Raw genomic sequence first — 17,303 nt, 5'->3', positions numbered from 1 at the left:
AGCGCCCCTTGTTCCCGGAAGTGCGGAGCGCTCAGCCCAGCAGCAGCGCGTCGTCGGCCAGCTTTTCGCCGCGTACCTTCTCGAACATGTGCAGCAGGTCTGGCACGTCCATGCGGGCGCGTTCTTCGCCGCTGACGTCGAGCACGACCTGGCCCTGGTGCAGCATCACCGTGCGCTCGCCCACGTCCAGCGCCTGGCGCATGCTGTGGGTGACCATCATGGTGGTGAGCTTGGCCTCGGAGACGATGCGCGCCGTCAGCTGCAGCACGAAGTCGGCCGTGCGCGGGTCGAGCGCGGCGGTGTGCTCGTCCAGCAGCAGGATGCGCGAAGGCTGCAGCGCCGCCATCAGCAGGCTCACGGCCTGGCGCTGGCCGCCAGAGAGCAGGCCGATGCGGTCGGTCAGGCGGTTTTCCAGGCCCAGGCCCAGGATGGACAGGCGCTCGCGGAAGTTGTCGCGCATCTCGGCCTTGACGGCGCGGCTCAGGCGGCGGAAGGTGCCGCGGCGCTGGGCCAGGGCCATGTTTTCCTCGATGGTCAGGTCCTCGCAGGTGCCCGCCATGGGGTCCTGGAAGACGCGGGCCACGCGTTCGGAACGTGCCCACACGGGCAGGCGCGTCATGTCCTGGCCGGCGATCTCGATGCGGCCCTTGTCCACGGACAGGTCGCCCGAGACGGCGTTCAGGAAGGTGGACTTGCCGGCGCCGTTGGAGCCGATGACGGTGACGAACTGGCCGTCGGGAATGTCCAGCGACATGCCGCGCAGCGCCCGCGTTTCGATGGGCGTGCCGGGGTTGAAGGTGATTTCGAGTTGTTGTGCGCTCAGCATGAGGGTTCTCCGGCGATCAGGACTTGCGCTGTGCAAATTTGCGCTTCAGTTGGGGGATCACCAGGGCGACAGTCACCAGCAGGGCGGTGACGAGGTTCAGATCCTGGGCCTTGAGGCCGATGAAATCGCTGTTGAGGGCCGCTGCGATGAAGAAGCGGTACACGATGGCGCCCACCACCACGGCCAGCGTGGCCCAGACGATGCGGCGCGAGGGCAGGATGGATTCGCCCACGATCACGGCAGCCAGGCCGATGACGATGGTGCCGATGCCCATGGAAATGTCCGAGCCGCCCTGGGTCTGCACGAACAGCGCGCCGGCCAGGCCGACCAGGCCGTTGGAGATCGCCATGCCCAGCAGGATCATGGCGCCGGTGTTCACGCCCTGCGAGCGTGCCATGCGGGCGTTGGAGCCCGTGGCGCGGATGGCCAGGCCCCGCTCGGTGGCGAAGAACCAGTCCAGGCCCAGCTTGGCGAGCACGACGATCACGAACAGGATCACCGGGCGCATCACATAGTCAGCCACGCTGTCGGGCTGCAGCAGGGTGAACAGCGTGGTCTCGTTGATCAGCGGCACGTTGGGGCCGCCCATGATGCGCAGGTTGACCGAATACAGGCCGATCATCATCAGGATGGAGGCCAGCAGATCCATGATCTTCAGGCGCACATTGAGCCAGCCCGTGATCAGGCCCGCGACGGCGCCTGCGGCCGTGCCGGCCAGCGTGGCCAGCCAGGGATTGGTGCCCGTGGAAATCAGGATGGCGCAGACGGCGCCGCCCAGCGGAAAGCTGCCGTCCACCGTGAGGTCGGGAAAGCGCAGCAGTCTGAACGAGATGAAGACGCCCAGCGCCACCAGGCTGAAGATCAGGCCGATCTCGACGGCACCGAGCAATGAGAAAAGAGACATAGGAGGAGCGACAGGCGCGTGGGACAGAAAACGACTTAAAAAAAGGGCAGGGCCATGTTGCCATGGCGCCTGCCACCGTGGGCGCACTGCCCGGGTTGGTCCCGGGCAGGCAAACCCCGGGTATTACTTGATCACCTGGGCGGCCGACTTGACCAGCGCGTCGGACAGCTTGACGCCTTGCTTCTCGGCGGCGCCGGGATTCACGAACAGCTCCATCTTGGTGCTGACTTCGGTCTTCATGTCGCCGGGCTTTTCGCCCTTGAGGATGCGCACCACCATGCGGCCGGTCTGCTCGCCCAGATCGCGGTAGTTGATGCCCAGGGCAGCCACGGCGCCGCGCTTGACGGAGTCGGTGTCCGAGGCCACCAGCGGGATCTTGGCGTCCTGGCCGACCTTGACCAGCGACTCGTAGGCCGAGACCACGTTGTTGTCGGTGTTGGTATAGATCACATCGACCTTGCCGACCAGGCTGCGCGCGGCGCTGCTGACGTCCACGGAACGGGGTGCGGCGGCTTCCACCAGGGTCATGCCCAGCTTGGGCAGCAGGGCCTTGAGCTCCTTGACCACCACGGCGGAGTTGGCCTCGCCGGGGTTGTAGACCATGCCCACGCGCTTGGCGTTGGGCACGACCTGCTTGACCAGATCCATCTGCTTGTCCAGGGCCAGCAGGTCGGACACGCCGGTCACGTTGTTCTTGGACGGCTCCCAGCTGGGCACCAGCTTGGCGGCCACGGGGTCGGTCACGGCGGAGAACACCACGGGCACGGTCTTGGTCGATGCGACCACGGCCTGGGCCGAGGGCGTGGCGATGGCCACGATGGCGTCAGGCTTGTCGCCCACGAACTTGCGTGCGATCTGCGCGGCCGTGCCGGTGTTGCCCTGGGCACTCTGGTACTGCCACTTGAGGTTCTTGCCGGCTTCGTAGCCTGCTTCCTTGAGCGCGGCCTGCACGCCGTCGCGCACGGCGTCGAGTGCAGGGTGCTCGACGATGGCGGTCACTGCGACCGACTTCTCGTCAGCGGCGTGGGCGCCGCCCGCGATGGCGGAAATTGCCAGGGCCAGCGCGCCCAGGGGCGCCCAAGACAAGTGCTTCATACGTGTATCTCCAACGTGCTTGTGTTTGTTCCTGTTTGCTCAGCAGAAGGCCGCACAGGACGGTCGCGGCGCTTCGCGGCAAAGTCTACTGCAGCCGCCCTGTACGCCTTGGCGTTTGGACGACCCGGTTTTCACCTATAGGTTTGTATCTAAAAATTGGCATGAAATCTGCGGGGAATGCCCTAGGTGCAACTTTTTCATGCGTGTTGGACAGGTTTGGCGGTGCAGGTTTGCGTCTTCAGGGGCCTGTTTTTGGCTTTGCCGTGCATTTTTATTGCGTGCAAGTGCCTTTCGGATGGCCTTCTATGCTTTCTGGGCCTGCATGGCTTTGACGGCGCTCAAAGAAAAAGCCTGCACAAGCAGGCTTGGGCAGGCTTCAGAGGAGGGCCGGTGTGGCGTGCGGATCACATGCCCGCGTAGTTCGGCCCGCCGCCGCCTTCGGGCGTGACCCAGACGATGTTCTGCGTGGGGTCCTTGATGTCGCAGGTCTTGCAGTGCACGCAGTTCTGGGCGTTGATCTGCAGGCGCTTGCCGCCCTGGGCCGTGTCGTCCACGAACTCGTAGACGCCGGCCGGGCAGTAGCGCTGCTCGGGGCCTGCGTACTTTGCCAGGTTGATGGCCACGGGCACCGAGGCGTCCTTGAGCGTCAGGTGGGCGGGCTGGTCTTCGGCGTGGTTGGTGTTGCTGATGAAGACGCTGGACAGGCGGTCGAAGGTCAGCTTGCCATCGGGCTTGGGGTAGTCGATGGGCTTGCACTCGGCCGCAGGCTTCAGGTAGGCGTGGTCAGGCTTGTCGCGGTGCAGCGTCCAGGGGATGTTGCCCTTGAGCACGAACTGCTCGATGCCGTTCATCAGCGTGGCCGTGGTCAGGCCCTTCTTGAACCAGGCCTTGAAGTTGCGCGACTTGTTCAGCTCTTCGTACAGCCAGCTGTTCTCGAAGGCCTCTACATAGGCGCCCAGCTCGTCGCCCTGGCGGCCTGCGACGATGGCGTCATAGGCGGCCTCGGCGGCCAGCATGCCGGTCTTGATGGCGGCATGGCTGCCCTTGATGCGGCTGACGTTCAGGAAACCTGCGTCGCAGCCCACGAGCGCGCCGCCCGGGAACACGAACTTGGGCAGGGACAGCAGGCCGCCGGCCGTGATGGCGCGCGCGCCGTAGCCCAGGCGCTTGGCCGGCTTGATGCCCTTGGACTCGTCGCCTTCCAGGTAATAGCGGATGTTGGGATGGGTCTTCCAGCGCTGGAATTCCTCGAAGGGGCTCAGGTAGGGGTTGGCATAGTCCAGGCCCGTGATGAAGCCCAGCGTGACCTTGTTGTCGTCCAGGTGGTAGAGGAAGGCGCCGCCGTAGGTCTTGCTGTCCATGGGCCAGCCGGCCGTGTGCATCACGAAGCCGGGCTTGTGGCGTGCCGGGTCGATTTCCCACAGCTCCTTGATGCCCAGGCCGTAGCTTTGCGGGTCCTTGCCGGCGTCCAGCTGGTACTTGGCAATGATCTGCTTGCCCAGGTGGCCGCGTGAGCCTTCGGCAAAGATCGTGTACTTGGCGTGCAGCTCCATGCCCAGCTGGAAGTCGCCCGTGGGTTCGCCGTCCTTGCCGATGCCCATGTTGCCGGTGGCCACGCCCTTGACCGAGCCGTCCTCGTTGTAGAGCACCTCGGCGGCAGCAAAGCCCGGGAAGATTTCAACGCCCAGTGCCTCGGCCTGCTCGCCCAGCCACTTGACCACGTAGCCCAGGCGAACGATGTAGTTGCCATGGTTCTGAAAGCAGGCCGGCAGCAGGAAGTTGGGGGTGCGCAGGGCGGATTTCTCGCCCAGGAAGACCATGGCGTCATCGGTGACGGGCTGGGTCAGGGGCGCGCCCTTTTCCTTCCAGTCAGGGATCAGCTCGGTCAGCGCACGCGGGTCCATGATGGCGCCCGAGAGGATGTGGGCACCGGGCTCCGAGCCCTTTTCCAGCACGACGACGGAGACATCCTGGCCTTTTTCGGCCGCCAGCTGCTTGAGGCGGATGGCCGTGGCCAGGCCGCCGGGGCCGCCGCCAACCACCACCACGTCGTATTCCATGGCTTCGCGCGGCCCGTACTGGGCCAGGATTTCTTCGTTCGTCATCGGGGTGTCTCGCTTGGATATTGAAAAAACAGGATGTTCGGCAGACCGAACGTTCGTTCGGCTGCAGCGCAAATGCCGCAATGCGGTGGATTCTATGACGTGCGTGGACCCCGTCGTTGCTGATAGGTGACAGCGCGGGAATCCGCCCTGCTGCACAGTGACCGGGGGCTGCGGGGCATGGTGCCTTGCGGTGGCGCTACAACAAGGAGACTGCAGGCATGCGCATAGAGATTCCAGAATATAAAAAATGCGTTCACGAGATGCGATTCAAAGTGCGCTGGGGCGACATGGACGCCATGGGCCATGTCAACAACGCCATGTACTTCCGCTATCTGGAGACTGCCCGCATCGACTGGATGGTTGAAGCGGGCATGGCGCCTGCGCCGGGCGGGCAGGGGCCGGTCATCGTCAATGCGTTCTGCAACTTTCACCAGCAGCTGGCCTATCCCGACGAAGTGCTGCTCAAGATGTACGTCAGCGACCCCGGCCGCACCACCTTCGAGACCTGGGGAACCATGGAACGCATCTCCGAGCCCGGCGTCATCTGCGCGGCCGGCGGCGGCACCGTGATCTGGGTGGACTTTCCCAGGCAGAAGGCCATCGAGTTGCCGGGCTGGGTGCGGGAGATGGTGGGATAGCGGCCCTGGCGCCCTTCAGATGATGTGCCTGGGCACTGCACGCCAGGCCGTGGCGCCCGGAGTGCCTGCGGGCGAGGGAGCCTCGCGGATCATCGGATGAACGACACATGCCGTGTCGTCCATGCCCGCATTCCCCAGGAGGTTCGATATGGATTGGTTGCAAAAGCTGCTGTGCCGGCTGTTTGGCTATCGCTGCCCGTTGAGCATCGAGCTCAACGGCGACAGCATTCTCAACGGCTACGGCGTGGACATCACGCCGGTGCAGCGCATCCAGGCGGCACGCCCCTGGTGGACGCTGGATGACAGGTGCATCAACGGCCTGCGGCTGCAAAAACTCATGCTGACGTTTGCCGACGTGCCGCACAACAGCCGCGTCACGGTCATCGCCCTGGGCGCCAATGACGGCTTCGGCCTGGTCCCGCCAGACGAGTACCGGGCCGACCTGCTGGAGGCCGTGCGCATCAGCCGGGAATGCGGCTCCACTCCCGTGTTCACGGGCCTGCCCGGCATGCCGCTGGGGCGCTTTCCCGTTGAATGGACGGACAACCTGGACGCCCTGAACGCGGTGATGCACGACATCGCCACGCAACAGGGCATACCGCACGCCGGCTGGGATGCGGATTTTCGCGGTGACGAGGACCTGAACCCGGATGGCGTGCACCGCACCCAGGCCGCCAGCGACAGGTTGGCCCAGTTGCTGATCCAGACCATCGACAGGCTGCCCCGCTGAAACCGCAGGCCCGGGCCGCCGAGCCGCACGGTTCAGGCCGACTGGCGCGGTACCCGCTTCGGTCTGGCTGGCAGCAAGGCTGCGGCCTGCTCGCCGCGCTCGGCAGGGTGTGCATGCCCCTTTGCTCAGAGTGGGAGGGGAATGTGCGACGGATTCGTTGAGCCGTGGAGCATCGGCTGCAGCCCGAGCATCAGATCAAGGTTCTGCACCGCCGCGCCAGCGGCGCCCTTGCCCAGGTTGTCGAACACGGCGGTCAGCAGCACCTGCTGGTCCTGCGGCTGTCCGAACACCGCGAGCCGCATCCGGTTGCTGCCATTGAGCGCGCGCGGGTCGAGCCGCTGCGCATCGGCGTCCTCCTCCATGGGTTGCAGCTCGATGCAGGGCTGGACCTGGTACCGCGCCTGCAGGGCAGCGTGCAGGCTGCGGGCGGTCACACCAGCGGGCAGCAGCCGCAGATGCAGGGCGATGGTCAGCACGATGCCTTGCCGGTAGTGGCCATAGGCAGGCACGAACACCGGCGCATGGGCCAGGCCGGCATGCTGCTGGATCTCGGGCACGTGCTTGTGGTGCAGTCCCAGGCCATAGACCTGCAGGGGCACGGCAGTCGCGGCGGCAGCGCCCTCATGGTCCAGCAGTCCTGCGCGGCCCCGTCCCGAGTAGCCCGATACCGCGTGAATGGCCAGCGGGTAGTCGGGCGGCAGCAGGCCCGCGTCGATCAAGGGCCTGAGCAGTGCCAGAGCACCTGTCGGATAGCAGCCGGGATTGCTGACGCGCTGGGCATGGGCGATGCGTTCAGCCTGGCCTGCCTCCAGTTCGGGCAGGCCATAGACCCAGCCCGGCGCGGTGCGATGCGCAGAACTCGCATCGATCACGCGCACGCCGGGCCGGCGCACCAGTGCCACGGCCTCGCGCGCAGCCTCGTCCGGCAGGCATAGCAAGGCGATGTCGCAGTCGTTGAGCGCCTCGGCGCGGTGCGCCGTGCTTTTGCGCTGGTCGGCCGGCAGTTGCAGCAGGCGCAGGTCGGTCCGATCCGCCAGCCATTCGCGCACCTGCAGGCCGGTAGTGCCTTGGTCGCCATCGATGAAAACAAGAGAGGTCATGGGTTGCTCCGATTGGGTGTGGAGCGCATGGTGCAGCGCCTGCCGAATGCAGGCCAGTTGAATCTGACAAACTACGGATTCATGATTCCTGAATTGCTGGCAACCTGGGACACCGCACCATGCGCGAAATCAATCTGGACCGTCTGCGCACCCTGCTGACGGTGGCCGACCTGGGCTCGTTCGCTGCCGCCGCCAAGGTGCTGCACCTGGCGCCGCCCACGGTGACGCTGCATGTGGCGCAGCTCGAAGAGCGTCTGGGAACTCGTCTATTGCACCGCGCACCGGCCGGCGTCACCGCCACATCGGCGGGCAGCCTGCTGATAGACAAGGCACGCCAGCTCCTGGCCGAGGCCGACGATCTCCTGCAGACCGTGCAGCGCCAGATCGCCACGCGCGGGGGCCGCGTGCGCCTGGGCGCCTCCACCGGCGCACTCGCGCACCTCTTGCCCCAGGCACTGGAAACCCTGGCCGCCCGGCATCCCGAGATCGATGTGCAAGTGGCGGTGATGACCAGCGAGGAGGCCCTGGCGCGCCTGGCTGCCGGCAGCCTGGACATCGGCATCGTTGCCTTGCCGCAGCCCGTGCTGCGCGGGCTGCAGGTGCAGGCCTGGCGCCAGGACCCCGTGCTGGCCTTCATCCCGGCCGCCTGGAAGCCGCCGCGGCACATCACGCCCGCCTGGCTTGCGGCCCGCCCCCTGATCGCCAACGACCGTGGCACCCGGCTGTCGCGCCAGACCGCCGAATGGTTTGCCGCAGGCGGCGCCCGGCCGCAGGCACGGATCGAGCTGAACTACAACGACGCAATGAAGAGCCTGGTGGCAGCGGGCTACGGCGCCGCGCTGCTGCCCCATGAGGCCGGCGCACCGCAGCCTGACCCCCGCATCACCACGCGGCCCCTGCGGCCAGCACTGTCAAGGGCGTTGGGCATCGCGCATCGCAAAAGGCCGGATGACGACGCGACGACGGTGACGATTGAGGTTTTGATGGGGATGCGGGGGCGTTGAAGGGGGAGGGGGCGCCGTGCGCTCGGGGCCATGGCTGATGTTGCTTGCGCCGCATCAAGCGCGGCCTGGTCGCCCGACTTTGCCCCGGAGCTCGCTGGGGTTGAGTACGTACTCGGGGCTGTCCACCAGACGTTGAACGGCCAAATCGATGAATGCACGGGCTCGTACTGGCTGGGACGACCTGCTTCCGAAGTAGACGAAGTAGCTGGCGTAGTCCGGCATGTGGTCCACGAGGATCGGGATCAGCTTGCCGGAGCGGATAAACGGTGCCGCGGTGACGCCCGCGAGCTGGGCCAGCACCTTGCCGGCCAGGACGGCTTGCAGCTCAAACAGCTCGTCGTTGCTGCAGATCGTCGGGACGACTGGCTGGTCGGCGGCCTGGCCGTCGATCTTCACCCGCCACGGCAGCACTTTCCCCGTGCTCGGATGCCGATAGGCGCTGCAGCGGTGTGTGGCCAGGTCAGCCAACGATTCGGGCACACCGTGCTTCGCGAAGTAAGAAGGCGCACCGCAGATGGGCAACTGAACCGGGAACAGCCGTCGTGCAATCACGCCCTCATGGGGCGACGGGCCGAGGCGAAAGCCCACGTCCACGCGATCCTCCACCCAGTTGCCGATACGGTCGTCCAGCAGGACGTCGGGCTGGATCCCTGGATGCATATCGCAAAACTCGTCGACCAGGCGCCAAAGAATCGGCTGGAACGTGGTGCGAGGTCCCGTGATGCGCAGCGGGCCCGCAAATTCATCCCGTGCCGACTTGGCGGACTGTAGCGCTCTGTGCATTCCCGTCACGGCCGGCCGCACGTCTTCGAACAGCCGCTGTCCTGCATCGGTCAGCGACATCACACGCGTTGTCCGATGGAACAGGCGCACGTCCAGATGGGCTTCCAGCTGGGCCAATGCCTTGCTTGCCGCCTGGGGGCTGATGCCAAGGTCTGCTGCAGTTTTGCGCAGGCTGCCAAGTTCCGCTGCCTTGATAAAGGTCGTGATGGATCGAAGCTCGTTGATCGCCATGAGTGGCCTCCTCGCGGCTTTCATTGTCATTGAATTGATGCTAATTCAACAACTCAAATGCATCTATTCAGATGCCAGTCCCTTGCCTAAAGTTCGTGCCATCGAACTTCTACAAGGCAAAGCTCATGCAACACGTCGTTCTGAACAACGGTCTTCACATGCCCATGGTCGGGTATGGCGTCTTCCAGATCGCCGATGCCAATGAGTGCCAGCGCAGCGTCGTCGACGCCATCGAAGCCGGCTACCGGCTGATCGACACCGCCGCCTCCTACATGAACGAAGAAGCGGTCGGCAAGGGATTGCGCTCCAGTGGCGTGCCGCGTGACCAGCTCTTCGTCACCAGCAAGCTCTGGGTGCAGGAGACCGGCTACGAGCGTACGCAGCAAGCCATCGACAAGTCCCTGCGTCGGCTGCAGCTCAGCTACCTCGACCTGTACCTGATTCACCAGCCCTTCGGCGACGTCCACGGTTCTTGGCGCGCAATGGAGGACGCCTACCGCGCGGGCAAGCTGCGCGCGATCGGCGTCAGCAACTTCCAACCGGACCGCCTGATGGACATCAAGGCGTTCAACGAGATTGCACCGGCGGTCAACCAAGTCGAAGTGAATCCCTTCCAGCAGCAGTTGGAAGCCGTGCCCTTCATGAGAGAGACGGGTGTGCAGGCCGAGGCCTCGGCTCCGTTTGCCGAAGGCCGCAACGGCCTCTTCCAGAACGAAGTGCTGCTCGGCATCGCCCGGCACTACGGCAAGTCGGTCGGCCAGGTGGTGCTGCGCTGGCTGGTACAGCGCGGGATCGTCGCGCTCGCCAAGTCGGTCCGCAAGGAGCGCATGGCAGAGAACATCGCCATCTTCGACTTCGCACTCAGCGACGCCCACATGGCAAGCATCGCCACGCTCGACACCAACACGAGCAGCTTCTTCTCTCACCGCGACCCGGCCATCGTCAAGTGGATGTCCGAGCGCAGGCTGGACATCTGAGTGACCGCGATGAACGCCGCGCAATCCTGCCCCATCCGCAACGAGAACAAGGTCCTGGCCATCATCGTTGCCAGCTACCTGATGATCGTCGTGGACATCTCCATCGTCATCACGGGTCTGCCCCGCATCCAGGCAAGCCTGGGCTTCACTTCGGCGCAACTGTCCTGGGTGACCAATGCCTATACGCTGGCTTTCGGTGGCTTGCTGCTCCTGGGTGCCCGCGCTGGCGACATCCTGGGCCGCCGGCGGATGTTCATCCTGGGGCTGGCGCTGTTCACACTCGCCTCCGTCTCCATCGGCCTGGCGCCTGGCGCAAGCTGGTTGCTGGTCTCCCGCGCTATTCAAGGTGTAGGCGCCGCCGTCCTTGCGCCGTCCACGCTCGCACTGCTGTCCACGCATTTCGCGGAGGGGCCAGGCCGCACCCGGGCGCTCTCGCTGTACGCGGCGGCTGCCGGTGTCGGCGCAACCCTGGGCCTGGTCTTGGGCGGCCTGTTCGCTGATTTGGTGTCCTGGCGCGCAGGCTTTTTCATCAACCTGCCGATAGGGTTGCTGCTGATCGTCGCTGCGCGTGGCCACATTGCCGAGACCCAGAAGCAGGAAGGCCAGTTCGACGTGGGCGGCGCCATCAGCTCGACCATAGGGATGACGGCGCTGGTCTACGGCCTGGTTCGAGCAGCCGAAGCTGGCTGGCACGATGGCCTCGCACAGGGGGCCCTGGTCGGCGGCATGCTGATGATCCTGCTCTTCATCGGCATTGAGCGCCGGGTCCGGCAACCCATCCTGCCGATGCGCCTGTTCACCAGCCCGCAGCGAGCCGGTGCGTACATCACTCGCATGCTCTTCCTGGGCGGCGCCGTTGGCTTCTGGTTCTTCTGTACGCAGTTCCTGCAGGGCGTGCTGCATCTGCGGCCCATGCAAGCCGGCATTGCCTTCCTGCCCGTGACGCTGCCCAACTTTGCCTCGGCCATGGCCGTGCCCGGGCTGGCCCGCCGCTTCGGCAACGAGACGCTGCTTCTCGCCGGCCTGCTGCTCGGAGTGGTGGGCCTCGCCTGGTTGGGTCAAGCGCATGCGCTATCGAGCTATTGGACCGGCATCGCCCCGCCCATGGTCCTGATCGGACTGGGCCAGGGCTTGTTGCTGGCGCCGCTGACCGCGGCCGGTGTGGCGGGAGTGGCGCGTGAGGACGCCGGTGCTGCCTCCGGCCTGGTCAACGTGGCTCACCAGTTGGGGGGAGCACTGGGGCTTGGACTGCTGGTTCTTGTCTTCGCCAGCGCTGGTTCGTCCATCGAGCAACAAGACAGTGCTGCCCTCGCGCATCGCATTGCTGCCGTCATGGACGTGGCCGCTGTGCTGCTCGGCCTGGCGCTGATCGTCTCGTGGTTCTTTATCGTCAAGCCGCACCGCCGCCATCAGGCGACACAACAGGAGGCGCTCTCGTGAAATCACTGCTTTCAATGGCCCTGAGCGGTGCGGTGACAGTCGCTGCGGCGCAGTCTTCCGGTCCTGGCGCAATGCCGCCCGTCGTCGAAGTTCGCTCCGCGTCTGCGCAGCAGGTCAGCGTTGGATCGGCCCAGACGTTCACCGGCGACGTCCGCATCAGCTCACCCTTTCAGGCGCTGCTCCCCGCAACGGCCGGTGGAGCGACCGTCACGTTCATGGCCCGTGCGCGGACGGCCTGGCATACCCATCCGCTCGGTCAGACGCTGATCGTCACCGAGGGACAGGGCCTTGTGCAACAACAAGGCCAGCCGGCGCTCATCATTCGCCCGGGCGATGTCGTGACCATCCCGCCCAACGTGCGCCACTGGCATGGCGCCGGGCCTTCAGGCTCCATGACCCACATCGCCATTGCCGAGAAAGAAAACGGCAGCTCCGTGGCCTGGCAGGACAAACTCTGCGAGCAGGACTACCAGGCCGCCGTGGTGAGCGCAGGCCTTTCCGCGATGGCCGGCCAGAGGGCACAGCAGCCGCAGAAGCCACAGAAGCCACAGCAGGTCGTGCAGCCTGCGTCCGATTCGCTGAGCCCCAGGCAACGCGCCATTCCGCTCATCGCCGCCTTCACGGCAATCAGTGACATGCCCCGGCTGGGCATGGCACTGAACCAGGGGCTGGACGCGGGCATGACAGTCAGCGAGGCCAAGGAGGTCCTGGTGCAGCTCTATGCCTACGCGGGCTTCCCCAGAAGTCTCAATGCGCTCGGCGAACTGCTCAAGGTCGTCGAGCTGCGCAAGCAGCGCGGCCTGCAGGACGCTCCGGGTCACGACCCCAGCCGAGCCGTGTCCACCGGCCGTGAGTTGGTGCTGGCCGGCCAGGCCAATCAGGCCAAGATTTCCGGTGGACCGGTCCAGGGCCCGGTGTTCGAGTTCGCGCCGATCATCAATCAGTTTCTGCAGGCTCACCTGTTTGGCGACATTTTCGAGCGCGACAACCTCGATTGGCGCAGCCGCGAGCTGGCCACGGTCGGAGCGCTGGCTGCGACACCGGGTGCAGAGAACCAGCTGCGGTCCCACATGCGAGCCAGCCTGCGCGTGGGTCTGACCGCATCGCAACTGCGGCAGCTGAGCCAAGCGCTGGCGCAAGAGGTCGGCCCCGAGGTGGCCGCCCGCGCCAATGACGCACTCGTGCAGGCCCTCGACGCTGCATCAAAAGGCAGATGATGAGCATCACCCGCATCACCCGCATCACCCGCATCACCCGCATCACCCGCATCTTCCGCGCAGGAGCACTTGTCTTGGCTGTATCGCTGGCAGGTTGCGCCTCTCATTCGGACAGTTCGCCGAGGCCCCTGGTCATTCAGCGCCAGGGCAGCTTCGCGGTCGGTGGCGTTGTGAAGACGGTGCCCGGCGTCTACGACAACGACAAGCCCACAAGCGCAGGGCAAAGCTTCCACGGCGATCACCTCTACGCCTTCTATCAGGTCCCGCAGAATCCGAGGCCTTTGCCCATCGTGATGCTGCACGGCGCCTTCCAGTCGGCTCGGAGCTGGGAAACGACGTCGGATGGCCGCGAGGGCTTCCAGAACCTGTTCCTGCGCCGCGGCTTCCCGGTCTACCTTGTCGATCAGCCGCGCCGAGGCAGGGCCGGCAACAGCACCGTCGCCACGACGACCGAGCCGACGCCCTACGACCAGCTGTTCTTCGACCAGTTCCGTTTTGGCAAGTGGCCGAGCTATTTCGACAACGTGCAGTTCGACCGCCAGCCGGAGACACTGAACCAGTTCCTGCGATCGGTAACGCCGAACACCGGCGCCTATGACGCCAACGTGATCGCCGAGGCGATGGCTGCGCTCTTCACCAAGACAGGCCCGGCCATCCTCTTCACGCACTCACAGGGCGGCGGACCTGGCTGGCTGACAGCCATCAAGAGCGCCAACGTCAAGGGCGTCGTGGCGTTCGAGCCGGGCAGCGGCTTCATCTTCCCGCCGGGGGAATTGCCGGACGCCATGCCCAGCGCTGCGGGAACCCTGGCGCCGGAGGCTGTCTCGGCACAAGACTTCCAAAAGCTCACCCGCATCCCCATCGTCATTTACTACGGCGACAACTTCCCCACTGAGCCCACCACCGAGCGCGGCCAGGACAACTGGCGCGTCCGGCTCGCCATGGCTCGCCTTTGGGTGGACGCCGTCAACAGGCACGGCGGAGATGCGCAGCTCGTGCATCTGCCGGAGATGGGCATACGCGGGAACACCCACTTCATCATGTCCGACCTGAACAACGTCCAGATCGCGGACCTGGTGTCTTCCTTCCTCACCAGGAAGAGGCTCGATTGACCCTTTCGCCTGGTCGCAAGAACCGCACAGATGTCTCAGTAGATCGGACGACCCATGACCCACGTATCCATTGACACGAAGCGCCGCGAGTTCCTGGGCACTTCGGCCATCGCAATTTCTGCAGCAGCCCTCGGAGCTACAGCCATGACCCTTCCCTCGCCGTCAACAGCGGCCGATTACAAGAAGAACCCCTTCACGCTCGTCTATGGCGACGCCATCACGCAGAACCTGCCTGGCAAGGTGAACATCCACCCGGTGAAGTACAAACTTGGCGGCTTGGACATCGTGGCCAATGTCTATACGCCGGCGAACTTCGACCCGGCAAGGAAGTACCCCGCTGTCGTCGTTGCACACCCCAACGGTGGTGTGAAAGAACAGACCGCCGGTCTGTATGCCCAACGCTTGGCCGAGCACGGCTACGTGGCGATCACGGCCGATGCAGCCTATCAAGGCGGCAGCGGCGGCCTGCCGCGTTCAGTGGACACGCCGATGAACCGCATCGAGGACATTCATGGCATGGCGGACTTCACCACCACCTACGCGGGCGTCGATGCGGATCGTCTCGGCCTCCTCGGCATCTGCGGTGGCGGCGGCTATTCGCTGGCAGCGGCGAAGACGGACAAGCGCTTCAAGTCCGTCGCAACGCTGAGCATGTTCAACTCCGGCAGGGTCCGCCGCAACGGCTTCGCAGACTCGCAGCTATCCACGATCCAGCAGCGCCTGAAGCAGGCCTCGGATGCCCGTGCTCAGCAGGTGGCCGGTGGCAAGATCCTCTACTCGGGCGACGCGGACATGACGGACGAACAGATCGCAGCGCTGCCGTTCGAGATGTACCGACAGGGCTATGAGTACTACTGGCGCACGCATGCCCATCCCGGCTCGACCTTCAAGTACACGACGAGCAGCCTGCTGGACCTGATGCGCTGGGACGCCACTGACCAGATCGAACTGATCGAGCAACCCTTGTTGATGATTGCCGGCAGCAAGGCGGACAGCCTCTACATGACCGAGGAGGCGTTCGCCAAGGCCAGCGGTGCCAAGGACAAGGAGCTGTTCAAGATCCAGGGAGCAACCCACATTGAAACCTATTGGGTCCCTGAATACGTTGAGGCCGTGGTGGCCAAGCTGGTCCCGTTCTACGGGAAGAGCATGTGACAGGGCGGGGTGGAACACTCGAGGCAACACGGGCGCGTGAAAGCGGCTGAGTCCAATGACAGTGAACGCCAACGCAGCCTGGCGGCTGCTGGAGGTCCGTTCTCGCGGCTCATGGATGGGTGCTGCCGGCCCGAACCGGGCCTTCACCAGGTGCACCAAAGCAGGTCGCAGTGTCCAGGCCCCAGGCTCCCCGGCATGATGGAGATGCCGGGGTTTTGCAGACAGCCAGCGAGCCGTCGGGTTTGTTTTCGACCTGGTATCAGGGATCTGTAGTTTGCCGCTTGACCTTCAACTCAAGTTGAAGCTTAAGCTCCATATCCTCTCATCACACAAGATGCTGCAAGGATCGATATGCAAACCATTTTGGGCGCCAATGGCCAGATCGCTGTGGAGCTGGCGCGCGAGCTCCAGCGCAACTACACGCAGAACCTGCGCCTGGTCAGCCGCAAGCCGCGCAAGGTGAACGATACGGACGAGCTGGTGTCCGCCGATCTGATGAATCCCGCGCAAACCCTGGAGGCCGTGCGTGGCAGCGAGGTCGTGTACTTCACCGCTGGCCTGCCACCAGACACCGAGTTATGGGAGGGGCAGTTTCCTGCCATGCTGCGCAACGCACTCGATGCCACGCGGGCAGCGCGGGCCAAATTTGTCTACTTCGACAACACCTACATGTACCCGCAAACCGCGCAGCGGCAGACCGAGGAAACCGCCTTTGCCCCGGTGGGCCGCAAGGGGCGCGTGCGCGCCTTGATGGCCGAGATGGTGCTGGCCGAGATGCAGCGCGGCGATATCCCCGTCGCCATTGCCCGCGCGCCGGAGTTCTACGGCCCCGGCAAAACCCAAAGCATCACCAACACCCTGGTGATCGGCCCGCTCAAGGCGGGCCAGAAGGCCAAAGTGCCGGTCCGTGACGACAAGCTGCGCACCCTGATCTGGACGCCCGATGCAAGCCGCGCCATGGCAGCCATTGGCAATGCGCAAGATGCGTATGGCCAGACCTGGCATCTGCCTTGCTGGGACGAGCGGCTGACCTATCAGGCCTTTGTGAACCTGGCGGCTGCAACCTTTGGGGTTGAGCCGCGCTACAAGGTACTGAGCCACCTGGCCATGGTGGTTGCTGGCTGGGTCTCCAAGCCCGTGCGCGAACTGCGTGAACTGCTGCCACGCTACGCACACGACAATGTGTTTGATTCGTCCAAGTTCAAGCGCCGCTTTCCCGACTTTGCTGTCACCAGCTACGCACAGGGCCTCAAGCAAATCGCGCAGGAGTCTTCATGAGTACGCCACGTATCTTGCATGCCGTCACCAATGTCGCTCATTACGACGACCCTGCGCACGCCACAGGGCTGTGGCTGTCGGAGCTGACCCATGCATGGGATATGTTTGCTGCGCAAGGGTACCTGCAGCAACTGGTGAGCCCGCTGGGTGGCGCCGTACCGCTGGAGCCGCGCGCACTCCAATGGCCGCACTTCGATGCTTCGGCCAAAGCCTGGCTCGATGATCCCGCGCGCATGGCCCTGCTGGCGAACACTGCGGCACCTGCCGATATCGTCGCGAACGATTTCGATGCCATCTACTTCACTGGAGGGCATGCGGTGATGTGGGATTTTCCCGATAGTGCGGGGCTGCAGCGCATCACACGCAGCATCTGGGAGCAAGGTGGCATCGTTGCATCGGTTTGCCACGGCTACTGCGGCCTGCTCAATACGCAGCTCAGCGACGGCTCTTTGCTGGTCGCGGGCAAAAGGGTCACGGGTTTTTCATGGACGGAAGAAATCCTGGCCGGAGTGGCCCGGTCCATGCCCTACAACGCGGAGCAGGAAATGAAGATGCGCGGTGCGCGCTATCAAAAAGCCTTGCTGCCTTTTACCTCGTATGTGGTGGCCGATGGCCGCCTCATCACCGGGCAAAACCCGGGGTCGGCCAAAGCGACTGCAAAGCAGGTGGTGCAGGCTCTGGCAAGGCGCTAGGGCCGCGTTCCAAACT

At 64.9% G+C, this 17,303-nt stretch carries 16 protein-coding genes; 10 read left to right on the top strand and 6 right to left on the bottom strand.

Features of this window, described 5'->3' with window-relative positions:
* Positions 1-31: 31 nt before the first annotated feature.
* The 4 genes from A4F85_RS02740 to A4F85_RS02725 all read right to left on the bottom strand — a co-directional run bounded on the left by A4F85_RS02740 (position 32) and on the right by A4F85_RS02725 (position 4,930).
* Positions 32-826 (bottom strand): ABC transporter ATP-binding protein, encoded by a 795-nt coding sequence (locus tag A4F85_RS02740; RefSeq protein WP_012206116.1) that lies wholly within the window; start codon positions 824-826, stop codon positions 32-34.
* A gap of 16 nt (positions 827-842) precedes the next feature.
* On the bottom strand, positions 843-1,730 hold the full coding sequence (locus A4F85_RS02735) for an ABC transporter permease (protein ID WP_034394853.1): 888 nt from the start codon (positions 1,728-1,730) through the stop codon (positions 843-845).
* 123 nt (positions 1,731-1,853) lie between these two features.
* Complete coding sequence (locus A4F85_RS02730) at positions 1,854-2,825, bottom strand: ABC transporter substrate-binding protein (protein WP_012206114.1); 972 nt, start codon at positions 2,823-2,825, stop codon at positions 1,854-1,856.
* 404 nt (positions 2,826-3,229) lie between these two features.
* Positions 3,230-4,930, bottom strand: coding sequence for an electron transfer flavoprotein-ubiquinone oxidoreductase (locus A4F85_RS02725; protein WP_063325586.1), 1,701 nt, complete (start codon positions 4,928-4,930; stop codon positions 3,230-3,232).
* A 218-nt stretch (positions 4,931-5,148) separates the two neighbouring features.
* Here A4F85_RS02725 and A4F85_RS02720 point away from each other — a divergent pair, with 218 nt between their 5' ends.
* Both A4F85_RS02720 and A4F85_RS02715 read left to right on the top strand, forming a co-directional pair.
* Positions 5,149-5,568, top strand: coding sequence for an acyl-CoA thioesterase (locus A4F85_RS02720; RefSeq protein WP_063325943.1), 420 nt, complete (start codon positions 5,149-5,151; stop codon positions 5,566-5,568).
* Positions 5,569-5,716: 148 nt separating this feature from the next.
* Complete coding sequence (locus A4F85_RS02715) at positions 5,717-6,298, top strand: GDSL-type esterase/lipase family protein (RefSeq protein ID WP_043825486.1); 582 nt, start codon at positions 5,717-5,719, stop codon at positions 6,296-6,298.
* A gap of 125 nt (positions 6,299-6,423) precedes the next feature.
* On the opposite strand, the gene argC is transcribed toward A4F85_RS02715, so the two are convergent.
* Positions 6,424-7,398, bottom strand: coding sequence for an N-acetyl-gamma-glutamyl-phosphate reductase (gene argC, locus A4F85_RS02710; protein WP_063325585.1), 975 nt, complete (start codon positions 7,396-7,398; stop codon positions 6,424-6,426).
* A 119-nt stretch (positions 7,399-7,517) separates the two neighbouring features.
* On the opposite strand from argC, the gene A4F85_RS02705 reads away from it, so the two are divergent.
* Positions 7,518-8,402 (top strand): LysR family transcriptional regulator, encoded by an 885-nt coding sequence (locus A4F85_RS02705; RefSeq protein ID WP_017407463.1) that lies wholly within the window; start codon positions 7,518-7,520, stop codon positions 8,400-8,402.
* A 54-nt stretch (positions 8,403-8,456) separates the two neighbouring features.
* Here A4F85_RS02705 and A4F85_RS02700 read toward each other — a convergent pair whose 3' ends face one another.
* Entirely contained in the window at positions 8,457-9,416 is a 960-nt protein-coding gene (locus A4F85_RS02700; RefSeq protein ID WP_063325942.1) for a LysR family transcriptional regulator, read from the bottom strand.
* Between the two features lie 125 nt (positions 9,417-9,541).
* Between A4F85_RS02700 and A4F85_RS02695 the strand changes: the two genes are divergently transcribed.
* The 7 genes from A4F85_RS02695 to A4F85_RS02665 all read left to right on the top strand — a co-directional run bounded on the left by A4F85_RS02695 (position 9,542) and on the right by A4F85_RS02665 (position 17,287).
* The gene (locus A4F85_RS02695) at positions 9,542-10,393 is read left to right on the top strand and encodes an aldo/keto reductase (protein ID WP_063325584.1); all 852 of its coding nucleotides are present in this window, start codon (positions 9,542-9,544) and stop codon (positions 10,391-10,393) included.
* Between the two features lie 9 nt (positions 10,394-10,402).
* Positions 10,403-11,833: an MFS transporter gene (locus tag A4F85_RS02690; protein ID WP_063325583.1), complete on the top strand. Its 1,431-nt coding sequence runs from the start codon at positions 10,403-10,405 to the stop codon at positions 11,831-11,833.
* Complete coding sequence (locus A4F85_RS02685) at positions 11,830-13,050, top strand: (R)-mandelonitrile lyase (RefSeq protein ID WP_063325582.1); 1,221 nt, start codon at positions 11,830-11,832, stop codon at positions 13,048-13,050. The genes A4F85_RS02690 and A4F85_RS02685 overlap by 4 nt, the downstream gene beginning before the upstream one ends.
* A complete protein-coding gene (locus A4F85_RS02680) occupies positions 13,050-14,162 on the top strand; it encodes an alpha/beta hydrolase (RefSeq protein WP_231890422.1) in 1,113 nt (370 codons plus the stop codon). Before A4F85_RS02685 ends, A4F85_RS02680 begins: the two co-directional genes overlap by 1 nt.
* A 54-nt stretch (positions 14,163-14,216) precedes the next feature.
* Positions 14,217-15,317 carry an alpha/beta hydrolase gene (locus tag A4F85_RS02675; protein WP_082848096.1) on the top strand — a complete coding sequence of 367 codons (1,101 nt, stop codon included), beginning with the start codon at positions 14,217-14,219 and terminating at the stop codon, positions 15,315-15,317.
* Between the two features lie 351 nt (positions 15,318-15,668).
* Positions 15,669-16,595, top strand: a complete 927-nt coding sequence (locus tag A4F85_RS02670; protein WP_063325580.1) for an NAD-dependent epimerase/dehydratase family protein — start codon at positions 15,669-15,671, stop codon at positions 16,593-16,595.
* Entirely contained in the window at positions 16,592-17,287 is a 696-nt protein-coding gene (locus A4F85_RS02665) for a type 1 glutamine amidotransferase domain-containing protein (RefSeq protein WP_063325579.1), read from the top strand. The genes A4F85_RS02670 and A4F85_RS02665 overlap by 4 nt, the downstream gene beginning before the upstream one ends.
* The last annotated feature ends 16 nt before the right edge of the window (positions 17,288-17,303 follow it).

Source organism: Delftia sp. GW456-R20 (genome assembly GCF_001622915.1).
Lineage (GTDB): Bacteria > Pseudomonadota > Gammaproteobacteria > Burkholderiales > Burkholderiaceae_C > Comamonas > Comamonas acidovorans.
Note: the sequence above shows the minus strand (reverse complement) of the source record. Positions and strands in the feature narration are given on the sequence as shown.